A 20,005-nucleotide genomic window follows, 5' to 3' on the forward strand; every position below is an offset into this window, starting at 1 on the left:
CAAACATCAGTCGTTTCTAACTCTTAAATAGAGAATAATTCACCGGACTCATTTACAATGGATGCTTACAGTTGAAATTCTAACAAAAAATTTAAACTATCAGAATAATCGGATGATAAAAAAAATCATGTGCTATAAGAGTAAAAAGAGCAAATCTTGCTACTTTTTCATGTCTAGTTCCATTTAGTAACAAAACAATATAGTTTATCATTCCGCTTGCTTATGTTATTTATATTTAAGTATAAAGAAAAGCGTTCATTTAAAAATGAGGTGGAAAACTTGAAAGATCTACAATTGGCATTTATCAGTAATCGGACGACGAGCCGTTTGTTTCGAATATTGAGTATGATTGAACGAAGACGTTTGTTTACGATTGGAGAAGTGGCCGAAAAAATCCAAGTGACACAACGAACGATTGCCAATGATATCAAGTACATCAAAGACTATTTTGATGATTGTATCAGTTTAGAGTCAGGCAATAGTGGAATCCTTTTTGAAGAAAAAAAACCTTCGATATACCAAGAAAAAAAACAACAATTATTAGAAAATGAATGTTTATTTGAAATTATCGGCAATATTTTTTTAGGGGAATTGTCAAATATCGATGAACTTGCACATTTCTATCATTTTTCAGAGAGTACCTTTCGGCGATTATTGAATCGATCAACCACAGTTTTAGAGAGTTATGGACTAGAGTGGGTATCTAATCCTGTGTCGATTGAAGGAAGAGAAGCTAATTTGCGAAAATTCTTCAAAGATTTTTATTATGAAGGAGTAGAAACGCCCTATACGCTTGTTCCTGATATTGAATTACATGAATTGGTTTTAAAAAAATTAAGCAATAAATTGGGCCAAGATGAGGTTGGATCTGGAACTACGCCGGCAGCCTTTTATTATACTTTTTTTATCGCAATCAAACGTGCAGGACTGGGTTTTTCTATAGAGATTCCTAGAAAATTGGCGAAATTAGCATACAAAGCAAAGAATTTCTCTCTCCTTCATTCTTTGAAAGAGGACATCAAGAAACTTTATAAGGTCGAATTATCAAAAGAAGAATTCGCTTGGATTTATTTAGTCACTATCTGTAAACGTACCCTAGACCATGAAGAATCAGAGAAAAAGTTTTATAAAGATTTTCATGAAGGCACAGAAATTTCTCAACTCACGAATCGATATCTAAAGGAATTTGATTTCCCCCAAAATATTGATCAAAAAATCACAACATTCTTACGCTCGTTTTTTCTCTCTAGAAAAATAAATGATTTGTTATCACCTGTGTTAAATAAAGAGGCGATAGAGATAAAAAAAGCAGTCATACGCTCAGATAATGAGAATTATCAGCGGAATTTAGGTTTTTTAAAAAAAGAAAGGAAAAACTACTCTATTTCTTCAAAATACATGGAAGATATAAGTGTGAGTTTAACGATTTATAGTAATTTGATTTTCGATTTTTATTTACCAAGTAAAACAATTTACTTTCTTCTGGAAGGGGATCATTTTGTTTGTCAACAAATTATAACTCGTGTACGCCAACAATTTGGGAGTAAACATACATTAGTTTTTTTACCGCTTTATTATCTAGCAGAAGAAGTATTGAACGCCGCACATATTGATTTGATTGTGACAAACTACAATCGCTATCTTTTAGATTACATCATTGAGAGCGATTTTCTCTTGTTAAAAGCTGTTCCAGATGATCATGATTGGCAACGACTAGAAAGAAAAATAAATCCTTATCGTAAAACCTATAATTAATGTTTTTCTTACAGTTGCTAATAAAAATAGCGACTGTTTTTTTTCATTTATTTCAGACGTTAATGAAATAGATGATTTTATTTCATTAAAAAATCAATGTAATCTTAGTGAAGTAATAAACATGCAAATTGACTTACAGAATTTTTGGGAAAAGAGTTATCTTCGAGCCCATAAGAAATGACAGTTGATAAAAAGAATGTCTAAACGTTGCTCGCTATAAGTTTCTAATAAGAATAATGCAGTAGGTCAAATACTAGGAGGAGTGGTATGAACATAAATACAATTAGCCGAATCGTTGGAAAGTTATTATTGATTATGGTTTTGCTTTTGCACCATCTCCCGTTTCAACTCACTTATGCGGCTGATCAGTCAAGCTCTTCTGATAATCATGAAGTAACAGCGATTTCGGAATATACAGAAAAGACAGAAGAATCAGAAGAATTAGAAAATAGTAAAGAGGGAAGTAATCGTACGACTGAGTATCGTTTAGAATTAGTTGCAAGTCCACCAGCTGGTGGTAATCCTAGACGAACTGATTCGTCAGGATCGAATGTGGTATGGCTCCGTGTCGGAGAGAGCCTGGGGAATATGAATGCATTTCCCAATCCCGGTTACCGATTTTTACGCTGGGAAGTCGCTTCAGGTCCAATAGTTATATTTCATCCAACTAGCCAGGAACTTGCTGTAAGCCAAAATGGAGCTGGAAACTCTGTGATTCGTGCAGTCTTTGAACCAGTTCAAGGTGGAAATGTTACTGTAAAGCATGAAGATGAGGAAGGGAATCAATTAGCTGATTCTAGCGTGCTGACTGGATTAGTTGATCAAACCTACACAACCGAAGCGTTAAGCATTAGTGGTTGGCAATTGAGTAAGACTCCCGAAAATGCCTCTGGAACTTTTAGAGTAGAAGAACAAACGGTTGTCTATACCTACGAGCCTGAACAGAATCTATGGGGAACGGTTCCTTGGTCGTATGAGGAAGGAACTGAAACAATCAGATTATATAGTGGAGAAGCTGGCGCAGTAGCAGATGCACCTTGGAAAACCCATTCTTCAGTTAAGCAAATCATCGTGGAAGATCAAGTGATATTACCGAAAAATTCACGGGCTCTGTTTATAGACTTGCGAAATCTGGAAATAATCGAGAATATTGATAGAATGGATGTTTCAAATGTCGAAAACATGCAGATGATGTTTTCCGGTACATCAAATCTAAGAGAATTAGATTTACGTAATTGGGATACGTCAAATGTCACAGATATGGGTGGCATGTTCCAATTGGCAAGCTCAATCACAGAACTAGATTTAGGTAATTGGAATACCTCCGCTTTAGTTTCTACTGTGTATATGTTCAGTGGTGCAACGTCTTTAACAAAATTAGATATCAGTAATTGGGATATAGCAAGAAGCATTTTTGTTGTAGCTATGTTTAATAATACACCTTTAAAGACAATCGTTCTGGGAGAAAAAACGGTTTTCCTAACCGCGTCATCAGTTGGTTCGACAAATTTGCCACAGATTGAAATAACTGATCAATATACAGGACGGTGGGTTTTAGAAGAAAGTTTAACGAGCGAAACGGGGGTTATCGCGTTTGAAAACTCAACCGAGTTTATGAATAACTATGATGGCACTTATCCAGGTACTTACATCTGGGAGCCAGTTCCGCCTGAACAACTCATTGCCAAACTGGACCCTGTGAGTGACCAATCTGTAGCGATTCACGGTCATGCCACAGAATTGGTGGATCATTTGACGATTACCTATAAAAACACAGAAGGAAATACGATTGTTCTTGAAAAAGATTCTCCTCGTATTGTCTGGGGAGACTATCAAGATAACCAACAGAAAGTTCGTTCCTTCCAAATCAACTTAGCAGAAAATGAACGGCTCGAAACGGGGTCAAAGGTCGAAATCAAACTGTCAAAGCCTTCTGGGGATACAACTGGGGATGTGACAGAAGAGCAAATAGTCATCAAAGGGATTGATTATCGGAGCAATAACTTTACGTTAGATCGTTCAAAGATCAATGAGTTAGAGACAGTCGAAGGATTACATGCGCTCATTCTCCAAGAAAGTCGTGCGCAAGCAAGAAACATCTTATCCGAAGAAGACATAACCAATGATTTTCGCATCATTGAGACCGATCTTTCGTTAGATAGTGAAGAAGACGGAAGTTACTACGCTATTCTTGAAGTCGGCAATAAAGCATATCAGATGACGATCGGTATCGATCTGACCTCAAAAGTTGAACATTTGCGGGTAACGATCCCTGTCAAAATGATCTTTGAATCATTGTATGACGGAGAAGAATCGAAACGCCAGTTTGAGAGCCAAACCTATGAGATCCACAACCAATCTTCGGTAGCTGTCGATACGTATATCAACCAAGTTGCTATTGATGATCCTGCTGGAATCGTTCTTTTGAAAGAAGGGGAAGATCCACTTGACTATGTAGAAAGTGATGTGGAGGATCCTAGTTATGAGGATATTACGAAGCCATTGTTGCGCTTGAATATTCAAACTCCAGAGGTCAAAAAACAGTTATACGCAACGATGCCAGAGCAACATCTGATTCGTTTATCAGAAGGAGATCGTACACCGCTTTCCTTATCAGGAGATTTTTATGGGGATTATCCACGGTGGGTTGATAATCCTGAGATTGAGCAAGGAGGCTATTACGAGAACACGCTCGTGCCTAATTACCGAATCGTGTTACGATTCGTCCCACGAATTTAAAGAAAAAATAGTTATCAAGGAGGTGAATCCATTGGAGGAAACGAACCAAGCACAAAATAAGAATAAGCGTAAATGGCTCTTGTGGTTTTTGCTATTTTCGTTGATTGCCGGTGGTCTTGCCTATTATTTCAATCAATCAAAAGATCAGGTTCCATTGATCAGTGCGGATCTTTTACCAGCAGTTGGTGATGCCTCTGATCAACGCTTGGCGGAACGTGCGCAAGAAGTAGCCGATGCCAATTATTTTACATTACAAATCAATCCAGAAGCCGTCTTTGAGAACGGACAGAGTGAAGGCTCGATCGAGATTGTCAATCCTGGGACGAATGTTTATCCGATCGCAGTTGATATTTCTTTACTCTCTACTGGAGAGTTGATTTATTCTTCGGGAGCCATCCATCCAAACCAATTCGTAGAGAATGTAAAATTGGAAAAACAATTAACTAAAGGAGAGTATCCTGCTAAAGCCACCGTTAATATTTATGATCCTGAAACGAAAGAAAAACAAGGGGTCACTGAGGCGGAAGTAATGATTATCGTTAAAAACTAAAAAAAAAGAAAATGAGGGAATTTAGATGAAAAAAATAGTAGCAGCACTTCTAAGTACAGCAACAATCGTAGGGATCATGGCAACTGGGACAATCGCTAGAGCGGAGCAAGTGATTGACGGGCGTGAAGGAGAGACGTCAGGAGACGTTCTTGTACGTGGGATCATCGGTGAATTCGATAATACGACACCTGGACCAAATCCTGAGGATTTGGATCAATGGATCAATGTGACGATTCCAACAACCGCCTTATTTTACACAACAAAAGCCTCAAATCATACCACAATTACGTCACCTGAACACACGATTACGAATAATTCTGCTGTTGGCGTGATTGCTTCCGTTTCTGGCGTAGATACACCAACGAATATGGCTGAAGTAGACTCATTGAAAGTGAATACGATTGATTTGTTTGAAGATGGCAAGCCAACAGAAACGGTAGCTGAACTTTTCAGACTCCAAGGAAATCAAGGGACGAATGAAGGAAAATTTACTTTCACTGGTAAAGTCACGCCGGTCAATGCCTCAGCAGAGTTAAACCCAACATTTAAATTAGTTTTGAGTTTCTCTCCTAATGTAGCGTAAAAAAGAATCACTTAAATCCCAAAAAGAAGGGATCAATCGTATGCAAAGAAGAATGAAGTTGTTCTATATCACGGGACTATTCTTTATTATCGCTAATGGATTGCTTACTGAGGTAGTTGGTGCAGATACGACAACGGGACAAATCACTGTCACTGGACGAATTGGAGAAGACACTAGCACAGAAAAAAGTGTAACGATCAATGGATCACATGGAAACGAGGACAAGAAGCACACCCTTGTCGCTGATATTTCCGAACTAAAACAAGGGAAGCTACCAAAAACAAACGCTTTGAGCGGTCAGCGTTTCTTGTGGCTAGGCTATTTACTCGTTACCGCCTGGCTTGTTATTTCGACTAGAAAGAATCATTGCTCAGGTAACAAACGTCCGAAAAAGAATAGTTACTAAAAACAAAATAATAAAGAAGAAACAAACCAATAGGCCTCCGTCATTGAAAGGGGCTTGTTGGTTTGTTCGTTTCATGGTGGATGTATATGCCGAATGAGCACAACTTCTAGTTGTAAAAACAGAAAAATTCTTGCTTTGCAGAAAAAACATTTTTGATATTCCATTTTGCTTTCAGGTATGATCGCTTTATAAAAGGAAGGCGTGTTAGATATGAAAAAAATTATGCAGCTCAATTTGGTATTTTTTTTAGGAGGAATAATAGGCTTACTCTTTGTACGTTCAACAACAAGTGAAGCGACAATGCATGATTTCCAAACAAATCTTGGAATCGGAGTGAAAGAATCGGTCAATGGGATTTTGCTGGAAGATGGTGAATCATTAGCCGATAACGTCCATCATTTTATCAGTGAAGATGGGGCGTACTATGTCGTAAACAAGGAAAATCGTAAAACAGTGGAGGTAAGAACGTGGTACCAATTTCGAAATGCCATCAACGATCAAAATGTCAGCGCTATCAATGTGTCAGCTAGCTTCAATACGACCTTTCATTCGTTGGATACGATTGATCGCCCATTGACGATCAATTTTATCAATGCTGCTCGTATAGATTTGGAAAATAATCATGCACTCAAGCTGGCAAAGCATTCTACTTTAGAAATCAAAGCGAACGCCAAGTCGCCTATATTTGTTAGTCAAAATCAATTAAAGCAACCATTTATCCAAAGTTCTTATGGGAGTACGATTCGTCTAGAAGGTGAGGTGATCATCGGAGATGGTTCAACTGAACTGAGAGAGCAACCCTTTATTCGAACAGAAGGATTGATCGAGGTTCCGTCTGGCTCCAATGTAAGGATACATGAAGCAATCGAAGCGAATGATTTATTTGTGATCAACTATGGTCGTTTAGAATTACGCGCACATGAAATCACCCCCATAAAAATGGGGATCAATGGGACGATTAGAGTCGGTGAATTTTCTTCGTTAAAAGTGACGCATGGGGGGAGTCATTCAGTGATCAAAATGACTGGCGGGGAGATTTTTTTTGATAATCCGTACAGTATACATTTAAAACAGACTGGCTTCGGCGGGCTTGTCGCTCCATTGATCGATTCTTCTGCCGTACTCATGGAAATCAATGCCGTAAGAAATGCCTTTTGGGAAAATTATAATATGAGTTTTTGTCCCACTCATGTTTGGAATAGTCAATTACAGACACGACTTGGTGGCCCCCATGGTTCACAAGTTCTTCGTTCTAATTCAGTTAGTTTTGAAAAACATTTTTTAGGATTTGGTTCTTATCGTGAATACACTGCTGGAATGGAGATGCCATTATTTCCTGATACATTCCCGGAGTAACATGATTGAAATAGAAATCACAACAGCTTTTGAAGAACCTGGAAAGAATCAATTAAAAAATTTCGTATAGTCACGAAAAAACACTTTTGATTCAATATGAGTTCTTCGTTAATCTTAAATTATCAAATGAATGGAGGAAAGAAAATGAAACGAATGACTCTGATGAGTACCTTATTATTAAGTGGTATGCTCCTTGCTGGCCCAATTTCAGTAACGAATGTCGCTGCAAGTGAAATCGTACCAGAAGCACAATCATCGACAGAAGGCGAAACTGCTGGTGGTGTTCTTCTGAAAGATGGAGAAACGTTATCAATGTATGGGGAAACATTTACAAATGATGAGGATGTGGAATTTTTTGTAGATAGTCAAAATCGCAAATCTGCATCCGTAAGAACATGGTCTGGATTTAGAAGTGCTATCAATGATTCAAATGTATCAGTGATCAATGTCACCTCAAGTTTCAATAGCGCTTTAACTAGTCTAAACACAGTGAATCGAGCGGTGACGATCAATTTCCTCAATAATTCGACTATCAATATGAATAATAATCATTCTCTACATGTAGGGTTTGGTGGACATGTTCATTTTCACTCTAACTCGAATCGACCAATTGTTACAAACGGAAACCAAGTCAGACAACCATTTGTACAAGGTGTTTCTGGTTCAACAGTAAGTTTTTCTGGGAATACGTTGGTTGTTGGGAATGAACAAACAAGACAGAGACAGCAACCATTTATCCGAACAGATGGTCTAGTGCAAATCGACTCTGGCTCCCAAGTGATCATGAATGAAGCCATCGTGGCGAATCAATTGAATGTGATCAACAACGGTAGTTTGACTGTCAATTCGAATATTTTATCACCTGTACAAATTTCAACAAATGGTCGGATGTATGTGGGGGAATTCTCAACATTTAAAGCAGATCATACTGGTGGCGAGCCAGTAGTAAAAGTCCTTGGATCTGGACATTTAACAATTGATAATCCTTACCAAATCCATTTAAGACAAACGGGTTCTGCCGCTTATTCTAGTCCATTGATCCATACGTTAGGAACAAATATCCAGATCAATGCCGTTCGAAATGCTTTCTGGGCGAATAATAATTTTGGACCAACACCGACTCATGCTTGGACAGCTCATCTACAAACACAGTTAAGTGGTGCAAATGGGAGTCAAGTGGTTTCTTCGAACATCAATAGCTTTACACAGAATTTCTTAGGGTTCAATGGTTATCGAGAGTATACTGCTGGAAGTGCTAGTCAGCTGTACCCAGATACATTTCCCTCAACTGAATCAATGAACGACTAACGTTATCACGTTTTTACTCCCTCAAAGATTATTTCAATTTGAGGGAGTTTTTTTGTCTTAAAAATCGATACATATTTGCAAATCTAAACAACAAGCATTTCATGATACAGGTGCTGATAAAATAATCGTAAGCCAGGGTTAGGAGTAATCGTAGACATAGTTAAAATCTGCTTAGCAAAGACCCATTCGAAAGGCCATTGGAGTATGGTGGATTTATCATTCGTATATGGATGAGGGAAAGCTCGTTTTATCAGCTAAAAAATATTGATTGATGATTTTCGGATTGATTTTTTCGAGTAAGCGATTCCAATCAGAAGCAGAAGGAATAGACCGAAAAAGAATACATTCTGTTACTTCTTGGAATTCTTCTACATGTTCAGGATGATTAGTGATCAAAAAATCAATCTTGTTTTTAAGAAGATAGTTCTTGTTTACTTCACTAGCGTTTGGATAGAACACATATTGATATTCCATAAAATATTTATTCGATATGGCTTCAATGAACTGTATGACATGATTATTGCCTTCAAAAAGAAAGGCAATATTTTTTTTGTTTTTCCAGTAGCGTTCTCGAATGGTTTCAACGTAGATCACTAGGCTAGAAGCGAAATCTACTAAAAAGTCATGAGAGTATAGCGAATGATAAGCCGAGCTGTTTTCTAGAAAATATTGGTACTTACGACACTCATTCGGGAAGATTTTTTGAATAAATCGATTGATATCTTGCGTATTTCGATTAGCAGAAATGCACAAATATTCTTTCAGTTTCGCGGTTGTAAAAAAAGATTCTAAAAAGATCAGATTGACGAGCTTATTTTCATCGCTACAGTCTAATATCTCTAGAAACTCTTTTGCAAGTCGTTTGCTTTCTGGCCACTGATTGTATGTTGAACAAAATTGTTTTTCAACAATGATATCACTCATTTTTCTCTGTGTAATAATGCTACAGAATAAGAAAATCAGTTCATCTTCAGGCAAACGGATGCCGTAATATTTTTCAATTACGTCATTTATTTTTTCGGCATGTACTTGTTGCATCCGATCAGTCAGGACACAGCGTAAGTGGTTATTTACGTTCACAGTATTTCCCTGCATGAATCGCTCAACCGAGATATAAAGTAAGTAAGTGTATAAGAAAAATGAGGTGTTTCGATAGAAGTCATTCTTATACAGACAACTGATTTCATTCACCGCTTGCTGAGCGGAAACAGAAGGGAAGATGGTGTGCGGAGTGATTTCAGATTCATAAAAGAACGTGCAAAAAAAATGTCGTATATCTGCTTCTTGACCAATGATATTTACGGGATCATGCGTGATATCCAAATCAAAATGAACTAACTGTGCTTGGATTTTTTTGAGGTATTTCAAGAGGGTCGTTTTAGAGAGATGTAACTGATCGGACCAATCGTCAAGGGTATATAATTCAGCAAAAAAAATTTTCTCAAGAATTAAAAAAAGTGGCTCGTTCTCAAGTAAAGCAGTTTTTTTCTCTTCGTAAGTAACTAATTTTAGTTGTTTGAATACATACCCCTGATGGGTAGATTCAATTGTGATCGAATCTTCAAAATAATCTCGGATCTGACAGATATCTTTACCGATTGTTCTAGAAGTGCTCTCAGTAAGTATTGCTAAGTCATTCGCGTTGCAACAAGCATTCTTTTCAAATTCATTGAGGATTTGAAGCCATCGTATCAGGGGTTTATTGGTAATGAAATTCAGTTGGAATGTTTTCAATGTACCCACCTCTCGTAGATCAGTTTAGTTTAGGGTAGTTGATTCTTTGTTTTAGGTGTAGCTAATTTTAAGTAAATTATATCTATTAAGTATAATTAGTAAATAGTAATAATTTCAGAGTATGGTGAAAAACGCTAATTGCGAAAGAATACGTGTGTTGTTTAAAGTATATAATGTACTCTTCTAAAAAACAAACTTGAGTCATAAAAATGTTATTTAGAAGAAAATAAATGTAGTTACATAGAATAGGAGGAATGAAATAAATGTGAAAAAGAAGCCTTGGTATTTGTTATGGACCATTTTATTGTTTCTTGGGATGCTTCATCAACCAGTTCAATTCTTTGCGGCAGAAGGCTCCTCTGTAGAAACGAATAAGAATGTAGGGTTTTACGGAGAAATCGATTATGAAGGGGACCCTAAACCACAACCACCTTCTGAAGAGCAGACGCAACCTTCGGATAAAGATGAGCAGTTAAAGGTAAAAGGACAATTACCAAAATTAAATCAAATGTTACAACAATTTGGATTATTGGGTTTATTGATCCTATTATTGGTCATTCGAACCTGGCTAAAACGAAGAGATAAGAAAATAAACAGGCAAGTTGCACTATAAAGTAGATGTAAAAAAAATAAAACAAATAGGGAGAACGAATAAATGAAAGCATTAAAACTAGTATCAATGTCAGTGTTATTAGCAAGTCTAGCAACAGGAAGTATGGTTGTTCATGCAGACGATACAGCTCAGGATGGAACACTAAAAACGAATGGACAGATTCAATATCGTGAAGCGGATGAGGACAACGGTGAAACAATTGATCCAAACCCAGGACCAGAAGAAGTCATCGTACCTCCTACTCAAGATGGTGCTTTCGCAATTGCATACGTTGGCGATTATGATTTTGGTTCACGTCAAAATTCAGCATTAGATCAATCTTATCCAGCTGCCGCTTGGTGGTTTGACATCGATGAAGAATCAACTGATTTTCCTAATCCTGATATGAATAGCCCATGGGTCAATGAAGCGACAAAACAAGCTGCACGTGCACAATTTGCTCAAGTACGTGACTTACGTGAAGACCTAACAGGTTGGAACCTGGCATTGAAACAAGAAGCACAATTTACGAATGGGGAAAGAAGCTTAAATGGTGCTCAAGTCAAGTTTGCGAATGGGACAGCTCAAAATACAAGTGACGAATTACCAACGATAAATTCAGGTTTCACGTTGATTCCGGAAAATAGCCGCGTGATCATGACTGCCGGAAGCAACATAGGCTATGGACTAAGTACTGCCATGTGGGGAGATAAAGCCAACTTAGTGCAAGACAGTGAAGTAGATGGAGGATTGGCTAATCCTTCTGTACAATTAAGTGTACCTGGCACAACACGTACAGATGCTAATTCCAAATATACGACTAATTTATTATGGACATTGTCTGCAACACCGGCAAATATCAATTAACTAGCTAGAGATTTGAAAGGTTGATAAAAAACAACGATGCAGTCAGCATCGTTGTTTTTTAGAAAGGAGATAACTATGCCTTTATTGAACAAGTTTACAGCATCTTTTCTGGTTATGCTTTATGTAATGATCGGGTTTGTTGGTTTTTCTCAAGAGGTATTTGCCAATGGTGAACTAAATTTTAGTGTTCGCACAATGACGCCTGAAAGTCAATTTGGGGATGATAAAGGCTACTTTGATGTGGAATTGCAACCAGGAGAAACAGAAGAACTCACGTTAGTGGTGAAAAATGTTAGAAATATCCCGATCGATCTCTCGATCACAGCTCATACTGCCTACACAAATATCAATGGTGTGGTTGAATATGGCGGAGAAACTGACCAACCCGATCCTACATTAAAAGTGGAAATGAAGGACTTACTGGATGTCGAAGATGAACCCATTCGTTTAGAAGCAGGAGAGGAAAAACGGATCGTTACAACCCTCACTATGCCTCAGGATGAGGTAGAAGGATTATTAGCCGGTGGCTTACAACTAAGCGAAGTGGCACAAGAAGAAGAGGAAGAGGATTCTGAGGATAAAGGAATGCAGATCATCAATTCTTTTTCTTATGTAATTGGTGTCGTAGCGAGTAATGATCGTACACAAACGATTGTTCCAGAATTGGCGCTTTTAGATGTATTTGCGGATCAAATAAATTATAGAAACGCCTTTAGTGCGACGATTCAGAATTTCTTACCTACTTTTGTGAATGAACTAAGTGTGGAAGCCGCGATACGTAGAGAAGGATCTGATACGATTTTATATCGAGCATCAGAGGAGATGATGCAAATGGCACCTAACTCCAATTTTAATTTTCCAATCTCACTCAATGGCGAACGTTTTAGAAGCGGGACATATGTGCTGAATATGACGGCTCGCTCTGGCGAACATGAATGGACTTGGGAAGAAACTTTTGATGTGACAGCAGACGAAGCAAGACGCTTGAACCAATCAGATGTTTCCGTTAAAGATACCAACTGGTGGTTGATTTCAGCAATCGTTCTAATCGTGATCATTATTAGTGTACTCGCCTATACGACATACAAAAATAAGAAAAAAGCAAAACTAATGCAAGAAAAATACATGGATACACTTTCAGAAAATAAAACAGATGACTAGAGGAGGAGGACCAATGCGTCAAAAAGTATGTAAAATGATGACTAAAATAAGTATTTCAATCTTTGCACTATATACTTTGGGTATACCTTTCCTCGCTGTTGCGGAGACAATCGATCAAGGGAGTCAACCTATAAACACGCCGAACAGTAATAGTCAATCAACAGAATTAGCTGAAGTGAAGGATACCCAGTCACTGGCACCCGCTTTTTCTTTTGAGCAAGCGGTAATAAAAGGAACTGAAAAAACAGTAACTAGCCTTTCTTTTATAAGTACAGAAGAAGTGGACAACGTAGCAATCAAACTTCCGTCAACTGCTGAGATCATTGAAGATGAATTGTCATCAGGGATGAGTAGCAGTTATGATGAAACGTTCGACCAGTGGCTCTTATCATCAGAAACTCCGAAAAAGGAATTTACCGTACCTGTGATGTTTGCAGAAGCAGGAACCTATTCAGTAACTGTAGGAGAAACGGCGACTGTTAAAGTAGAAATCACGAAGGCTGAGCCGAATCATTCTTCAGAAGAAGAAAAGTCAGAAAACAACGAACAAAAGGAAGAAAGAAATCGCTCGGAAGAGAAACAGGATGAAGAAAATATCTTTCAAGGAGAAACGGTACCAGTTTCGACTCGTGCAGAATTTTTAAGTGCACTCGCCAATCCAGAGGTTTCTACCATTAATTTAGAACGTTCGATCGATATAGGTTCAGTTATCAGTCCAGAAAACTTAGACATTGCTCGCTCGCTGAAAATCAATGGACAAATGAATACTTTGAATATTGGCACCGGACAAATGCGTTTATTGACGACTACTGAGAGCAAAACTTTAAGAATTGAAAATACTTTTCTTAATAAAACAGATACCAATCCCTTTGTTATCGGGCAATCGACTGGTGAAAATTGGACCCTTCAAATGGAAGATGTTTCAAGAGACCGCTCATCGATCAATTATTTTAGAGTAGCTGATATCTCAAGCGCAGTGGTACGAATAACTGGCGGTGAGTTAACCATAGATAATAGGATCAATCTACCAGGCGCGTTGTTTACGACAAAAGAATTTATCGTAGAAAATCAGGCAGTCGTGAAGCTAGGGAATACTCAAAATTCTGCGTTGGCATTTACGCGTGCGAATGCAAAACTGACCGTCGCAGACGGAGCAGAACTGTTTATTACGAATAGTGGAACAACGGCTTTGCAAAATTCCGTCTATTTTACGGAGAGCAATGCGACAGTTTCTGTAAAAAACAACGGTAACTTACAAATACAAGCGGATGGTGCAGCATCTACTTCGACAGACGCTACAAGTAGGAATGCGCTCTCGATGACAGGGAATCAATCGAGCATTGAGCTGGAAAATGGAAGGTTAAATGCGACAACTACAGGTGGACAGGCAATTATCATGACAGGGGAAAACCCAACAATCGATGTGGCATCAGGTAGTCAATGGCAAAGTCAATCGAATACAGCGCATTCCATCAACCTTACAGGTGCAAATGGCGCATTCAACATAGCTAAATCAACGGCAGTAATCCAATCGACTACAGGAAATAGTCTAGTCATGTCTGGAAACGATGCAACTTTTGAAGTAAGTGACGCAAGTAATGTAACGATCAACTCTAGTACAGGCAATCGGCTGACAATGACTGGTATAACGCCGACAATGACGATCAATGACAGTGATTTGAAGATGACTGCGACAACCGGGGCAGGTATTCGATTGTTGAATCAAGAAGCGACGTTAACTGTTGATAATAGTGCTGTTGCTATTACAAATACAGGGAACCGAACCGAGGATATCAATCAACTCGGCACCACCACATTAGGTAAAAATTCTACGTTACGTATGCAAAATGGTGCAACGCTAGACGTGCAAGGTGCGTTAGTATCTACCGCAGGTGCGAATAGTTTGATTGGACTTTACGGGGAAGAGTCAAAAGCGACTCTTTCAGAAAATGCTCAACTGAATCTGACAGTCAACAGTGGAACAGGCAATGGCATATATTTACAAGGAAAGAAAGCGGGTATTACATTTGCAGATTCTAAGGCTGACATACAGACCGTGACAGGAAGAGCAGTGGAACTATCTGGGGCTGAGCCATCTGTCCATTTAGATAGAAGTGACTTGACAACGAAATCAACAAGTACCGGTGGAGCTATTCTTCTGACGGGTGAAACTAGTTTATTTACCCTAGATAACCAAAGTAATATGAGTGTAGAAAATGAAGGCGGAGCAATTGCTAATGTCTCTCTTCAAGGAAATCAAGCAAAAATGGTTGTTGACAACCAATCACAACTATCTGTCGCAGTTCCAAGTACTAATTCTGCTGACACCGTCATAACGAATAATAGTATCTATTTAAAAGGAAATGCTCCTACTATGGAAATTACTCGAGGAGCTAGCGTGGATGTATTGGTCCGCTCGGGTACGAAGAGAGGGATTCGCTTAGACGGTGCGAATGCTGTTTTATCACTTAATCAAGGCGGAAAGTTAACTGCGGAAACGCAAGCAGCAACAGCGATACAATTGAATGGTGATTATGTCAAACTCCTCGCAGAGAATAAAGAGACAAGTATCAATGCGAAAAGTAACTATATCGCAACAACTGTAAATGGTGTATCCACTGTGAAGTTAGGCGAAGAAGAAACAGAAAAAATTGGGCGTGAGCCAATTTTAGGAGCATCCGATTCAGCAAATATCACACTTTGGGCGAACTCATCCTCTGCATTAGTCTTGCAAGGAATCAATGGACAGTTCAATGTAAATAGCAAGGCGACATTAAAGTTAGATTCAGGTCCTTCTGGACAACTTGAAGCAAATAATGCGAATGCTACTTTAAGATTCTTACGTTCAGGTCCAAATAATACAGGAACGACGCACGGTGGCTATCAATTTAATATCAATGGTGGGGATATGACCGTGACTAAGAGAAAAGGTAACGCAGGGGGTGCGGCGCAAATGGCGCCAGCAATCCGGATGTGGGGCAGTAATAATCAAGTGACTGTTAGTAATGCGGGGCGATTGTTAGTAGTCAATGAGGGGACTGGTATTGCTCATAATGGGAATACAGGTGGTGGAAACCAAGGAATCCATTATACTGCTGGATCAAATAATGGGTTTTCTGTCAATGATCCGGGTTCAGAAGTAAGAATCTATGCGAATGATGGTCCCGCATTGGATATGAGTGATGCGACAGTAGCCGGTGGAAATACAGCCGGTGGAAATGGTGAGATCAGAGTGAGTAATTTAGGTTATTTTGAAGCTTCCGGTCGTACGGCAAGCGCAAATGCAGGTATTTTTCGTGGTCGTTCAACTACTGTGAATTTCGATAATCCGCTATTTATGGACTATCGGAATAATCGTGTAGGTGGCGGGAATATTTTTAGTAATATTGCGAGCTCCACTTTAACTGCTACTGCAAGTGATTTTGCTGTTTGGAAAGATGGTACAGACTTAGATGCCGATCCGTATCTTCACTCGAACAATATGGATTATACTTTCTCTGGCACTAACTTTTCTACGCTCACTTCAATGGAACCAGCAGAACGTTTCGATTTTGAAGCATTTGGCTCAGCGGGCTTGACTTCTTATTCTCGACTCAGCTCAAACAATGCACGTTGGGCAATCGTGAATGAATTGAGAGTACCGACAAATGCGGATAAAAAAATCCACGGGTTGATCCGTATGCCAGTTGGTCTCCATGACAGCCGCCCCGCGTGGCAAGATGAAGTGAAGGTAACTGTGGAAATCAAAAGAGATGGGGCAGTGATTCAGACATACGAAACCTTGACACATGGTCACACAGCGGAAAAACCAGGTATTAGTATCTATGATGAAGAGCCACAAGGCGGCGTTTTTGAAATCGAACTTGACGAATATTTACAAGCAGGCGATCTTGTACGTATAACAGATGTTGAGGTTTTAGCAGGTGAAATGGAAGGCGATTTTGAAAATGTGTATGAAGTGGAAGATGTCACCGTATTTCCTATCACACCACCTTCACCTGCGACTTTCTCCAATCATTTAGTTCCGGCAAATGCGCGGGTTATTTCAGGTCATTCCGACGATCCTGAGGTAGAGGTTACGGCGACTCATAATGGAGAAACAATCGATCCTACACTCATTACCATAGATGATAAAGGGGATATCAGGATTGCTGTTGAGAAGTTAAATTTAGCAGTAGATGATGTCATCCAAGTCTTCTTAAGAGATCACCAAGGTTCTGCTAGTGAAGCTGGTGTCATGAATCCACCAGAGACGAATAATCACGTAGGAAACATCAATCCGAAAACGCCATTAGCATTTCGGGATGCAACGTTTGTTCCTGCTACCACATTGATTGTCGGTGGTATGGTCGATGGAGAGCTAACGATCGATCAAGCAAGTAATTGGGACTTTGGGACCCAACCGCTTACGACTAAAACACAAACGTACCATGCATTACCGAGTCAGATAGGCGGTACGGAGCAGGAAACTTCAAGACCGAATTTTGTTCAGGTGACAGATGAGCGACCGGTATCAGAAATAAGTGGCTGGAGTTTGTTCATCAAACAAGAAGAACAATTTTCTAATCAAAAAACAGGTGAATTGAAAGGTGCCCAACTTAGTTGGAAAAATGGACAAGCCATTTCAAGCACTGGAGAAATCGGCAATGAAGATAATTTAGGTATCATCAGCACGAGTGGGATCTTGATTCCTAATAATAATAGTATTCAATTGATCGATGCCAATCTATTCATAGAGAAGCAGACATGGTTTTATAATTTTGGGGATGATTCGAATAAAGAGAGCAGTATCTTTCTAAATGTGCCGAATACAGCAAATGCAAAAGCAACAAACTATACGACGCACATCAATTACTCGTTTCAAGCCACTCCTAAAAATCGAATAGAATGAACCAGTCAGTGGTGATTAAAATTGACTGGAAATGAAAAAAATAAAAAGGAATTCAATTGATCGGTACATTAAGGTCAATTGAATTCCTTTTTTAGATGTAAGATGTAGCAAGTGATGATTATAAGTATAAATGCACTGAAAGAGTCGTCCGAAGACCATCTACTCCGAATCGGTGTAGTTGTATTTACTTGTTTGGATCACTACATTATGCAGTAGAAAAAATGAATAACTGTAAGTTTAACTAATGTTGCGTTCTAAATTTTTGTAATAATTGAGGATCAATTTTATTTAGTAATTTTTTCCAATCTGAGGCATCAGGTACTGTTTTTAATAAAAGACATTCAAGACCTAACGAAGAAAATGTCAAGTATTCATTGTAATTCGTGACTAAGAGATCGATCTCATGATTTTCAATATAAGAGGCGCATAGCTCATTTGGACGAAGAAAGTAGATATTTTGAAAGCCCCCTAAATATTTTCGAACTAAGGCTTCGAGATGTTGACTGATATACTCATTTCCTTCAAAAATAAATGCGATATTCGTAGGGTTTTTCCAATATTTTTCTTTGATTGACTCAGTGAATATCGTTAAACTAGCACAGATATCATCCAAATGATCATCAGAGAACAAATGATGGAAGGAGGAATTTTTTTCTAAAAAAGCTCGATTTTTTTTATATTCATTGCTAAACAAGGTTTTGGCATACTCATTTGTATCTTGGATATTTTTATTTCCGCTTTTAGACAATAGACTACGTAGCTTGATGGACGTGAAAAAAGATTCTAATAAGATTAACTCGTGTGCTTGTGTGTGCGTATTTCTCTTGATCATTTGATAATAGTCACTTGTAAGCGCTATTATTCGAGGCCATCGATTATACCTTTCACAAAAATATTTTTCCTGTCTCGGATTTTCGATACCTCTACGGCATAAAACAGAAATAAAAATAAAAATGGCTTCTTCTTGTGTTAGGTCAATATTAAAATAATCTTTTACAATCGAATAGGCAGGTGAAAGTCGGTGAAACTCTGGATCATTAAGGACAATATCTTTTAATTCAGGGTCGAGTTCCACCATACAACCACATAATATCCGTTCAATAGAGAGGTATAATAAATAACTAAAATAACCAAATGAAGAAACTTTTTGATTAGGACGCTCCAATAGGTTAACAATTTTAATCACTACTTCTTGCGTCGCAATTGATGGAAAAACCGTGTGGGGTGTAATATCTGATTCGTAATAGAAAGCAAAATAAAAATTTCGAATATCGGCTTCTGATCCGATCAAATTGACGGGATTTAGCTCAAGGGTGATATTGAATTCTTTTACTTGATCTGCAATTTTTTTAACGTACGTGATCATCGTGCTCTCAGAGATATGAAAATAATCTGCCCAATCATAAATAGACTGAAGTTCGTTGAAAAAAATTTGTTCAAGAATAATAAAGAGTGGTTCATCTTCGAGAATCGCTCTTTTTTTTTCTAGGTAGGTTTCTGAAGAATGGATGTTTAAAGAATAACCTTGTTTCGAGGATTGGATATCCGCGACGTTCTCGAAATATTCTCTCAAATAATTGATGTCGTTGACTAATGTCCTGGCTGTACTGTTTGTCATGCCAATCAGTTGGGCTGTCGTACAGATTCCAGTAGACTCTAACTCTTTCAAGATTTGGAACCAACGTAATTTTACTTTATCTGTTATAAAATTTAATTGAAAATTTTTCAATAGAACTTTTACCTCCTATCTAAATCTTTCTAGGGAATAGAAAATAGAGCATAGGCTTGCATCCATTGCGAAAGTTAAAGATATATTTTTGGAATTTTCCAATTTCTTATTTGTTAACAAGTGAGATAGAAATTCAAAAAAAGTTAGAATATTTTCAGATGTATATTTTTAATAAAAGAGTAAAGGAGAATTGCTTTTATCATAGTATTCATTTAGTTAGGAACTCATTAAATCTAAGTTTCTTACATGTTGAATATGAGAGTAATGTTCAAATTGAGTAGTGGACATTCATATAAATTAAAAGTAGCTTATGTTATCTTTTGAGTGAAAGGTT

At 38.1% G+C, this 20,005-nt stretch carries 13 protein-coding genes; 11 read left to right on the plus strand and 2 right to left on the minus strand.

Going from position 1 to position 20,005, the window contains the following annotated elements; all coding sequences use genetic code 11:
• Positions 1–279 precede the first annotated feature (279 nt).
• The 7 genes from IGJ39_RS02870 to IGJ39_RS02900 all read left to right on the plus strand — a co-directional run bounded on the left by IGJ39_RS02870 (position 280) and on the right by IGJ39_RS02900 (position 8,697).
• On the plus strand, positions 280–1,755 hold the full coding sequence (locus IGJ39_RS02870; RefSeq protein ID WP_019722373.1) for a helix-turn-helix domain-containing protein: 1,476 nt from the start codon (positions 280–282) through the stop codon (positions 1,753–1,755).
• A 267-nt stretch (positions 1,756–2,022) separates the two neighbouring features.
• A complete protein-coding gene (locus IGJ39_RS02875) occupies positions 2,023–4,494 on the plus strand; it encodes a BspA family leucine-rich repeat surface protein (protein ID WP_019722372.1) in 2,472 nt (823 codons plus the stop codon).
• Between the two features lie 31 nt (positions 4,495–4,525).
• The gene (locus tag IGJ39_RS02880) at positions 4,526–5,044 is read left to right on the plus strand and encodes a hypothetical protein (RefSeq protein ID WP_019722371.1); all 519 of its coding nucleotides are present in this window, start codon (positions 4,526–4,528) and stop codon (positions 5,042–5,044) included.
• A gap of 25 nt (positions 5,045–5,069) precedes the next feature.
• Positions 5,070–5,627, plus strand: coding sequence for a hypothetical protein (locus IGJ39_RS02885; protein ID WP_019722370.1), 558 nt, complete (start codon positions 5,070–5,072; stop codon positions 5,625–5,627).
• 40 nt (positions 5,628–5,667) lie between these two features.
• Complete coding sequence (locus IGJ39_RS02890; RefSeq protein WP_019722369.1) at positions 5,668–6,033, plus strand: hypothetical protein; 366 nt, start codon at positions 5,668–5,670, stop codon at positions 6,031–6,033.
• A gap of 210 nt (positions 6,034–6,243) precedes the next feature.
• A complete protein-coding gene (locus IGJ39_RS02895) occupies positions 6,244–7,389 on the plus strand; it encodes a pectate lyase-like adhesive domain-containing protein (protein WP_108145370.1) in 1,146 nt (381 codons plus the stop codon).
• A 144-nt stretch (positions 7,390–7,533) separates the two neighbouring features.
• Positions 7,534–8,697, plus strand: coding sequence for a hypothetical protein (locus IGJ39_RS02900; RefSeq protein WP_065096218.1), 1,164 nt, complete (start codon positions 7,534–7,536; stop codon positions 8,695–8,697).
• A 216-nt stretch (positions 8,698–8,913) separates the two neighbouring features.
• Here the strand turns inward: IGJ39_RS02900 and IGJ39_RS02905 are convergent, their stop codons facing one another.
• Complete coding sequence (locus IGJ39_RS02905; protein ID WP_066025156.1) at positions 8,914–10,431, minus strand: helix-turn-helix domain-containing protein; 1,518 nt, start codon at positions 10,429–10,431, stop codon at positions 8,914–8,916.
• A 265-nt stretch (positions 10,432–10,696) separates the two neighbouring features.
• Between IGJ39_RS02905 and IGJ39_RS02910 the strand changes: the two genes are divergently transcribed.
• From IGJ39_RS02910 to IGJ39_RS02925, 4 genes are all read left to right on the plus strand, one after another.
• The gene (locus IGJ39_RS02910; RefSeq protein WP_019722366.1) at positions 10,697–11,044 is read left to right on the plus strand and encodes a hypothetical protein; all 348 of its coding nucleotides are present in this window, start codon (positions 10,697–10,699) and stop codon (positions 11,042–11,044) included.
• Between the two features lie 42 nt (positions 11,045–11,086).
• A complete protein-coding gene (locus IGJ39_RS02915; RefSeq protein WP_019722365.1) occupies positions 11,087–11,890 on the plus strand; it encodes a WxL domain-containing protein in 804 nt (267 codons plus the stop codon).
• A gap of 75 nt (positions 11,891–11,965) precedes the next feature.
• Entirely contained in the window at positions 11,966–13,051 is a 1,086-nt protein-coding gene (locus IGJ39_RS02920) for a DUF916 and DUF3324 domain-containing protein (protein ID WP_019722364.1), read from the plus strand.
• A gap of 13 nt (positions 13,052–13,064) precedes the next feature.
• Positions 13,065–17,942, plus strand: a complete 4,878-nt coding sequence (locus IGJ39_RS02925) for a WxL domain-containing protein (RefSeq protein ID WP_438764159.1) — start codon at positions 13,065–13,067, stop codon at positions 17,940–17,942.
• Between the two features lie 241 nt (positions 17,943–18,183).
• Here the strand turns inward: IGJ39_RS02925 and IGJ39_RS02930 are convergent, their stop codons facing one another.
• Complete coding sequence (locus tag IGJ39_RS02930; protein WP_104776562.1) at positions 18,184–19,671, minus strand: helix-turn-helix domain-containing protein; 1,488 nt, start codon at positions 19,669–19,671, stop codon at positions 18,184–18,186.
• Positions 19,672–20,005: the final 334 nt, after the last annotated feature.

It is taken from the genome of Enterococcus sp. AZ140 (assembly GCF_051714405.1).
Classification (GTDB): domain Bacteria; phylum Bacillota; class Bacilli; order Lactobacillales; family Enterococcaceae; genus Enterococcus_B; species Enterococcus_B pernyi.

Excerpts from the sequence above, each read along its gene's own strand:
- IGJ39_RS02875 (WP_019722372.1), top strand. The coding sequence starts at position 2,023 with ATGAACATAAATACAATTAGCCGAATCGTTGGAAAGTTATTATTGATT.
- IGJ39_RS02885 (WP_019722370.1), top strand. The coding sequence starts at position 5,070 with ATGAAAAAAATAGTAGCAGCACTTCTAAGTACAGCAACAATCGTAGGG.
- IGJ39_RS02890 (WP_019722369.1), top strand. The coding sequence starts at position 5,668 with ATGCAAAGAAGAATGAAGTTGTTCTATATCACGGGACTATTCTTTATT.
- IGJ39_RS02895 (WP_108145370.1), top strand. The coding sequence starts at position 6,244 with ATGAAAAAAATTATGCAGCTCAATTTGGTATTTTTTTTAGGAGGAATA.
- IGJ39_RS02900 (WP_065096218.1), top strand. The coding sequence starts at position 7,534 with ATGAAACGAATGACTCTGATGAGTACCTTATTATTAAGTGGTATGCTC.
- IGJ39_RS02915 (WP_019722365.1), top strand. The coding sequence starts at position 11,087 with ATGAAAGCATTAAAACTAGTATCAATGTCAGTGTTATTAGCAAGTCTA.
- IGJ39_RS02920 (WP_019722364.1), top strand. The coding sequence starts at position 11,966 with ATGCCTTTATTGAACAAGTTTACAGCATCTTTTCTGGTTATGCTTTAT.
- IGJ39_RS02925 (WP_438764159.1), top strand. The coding sequence starts at position 13,065 with ATGCGTCAAAAAGTATGTAAAATGATGACTAAAATAAGTATTTCAATC.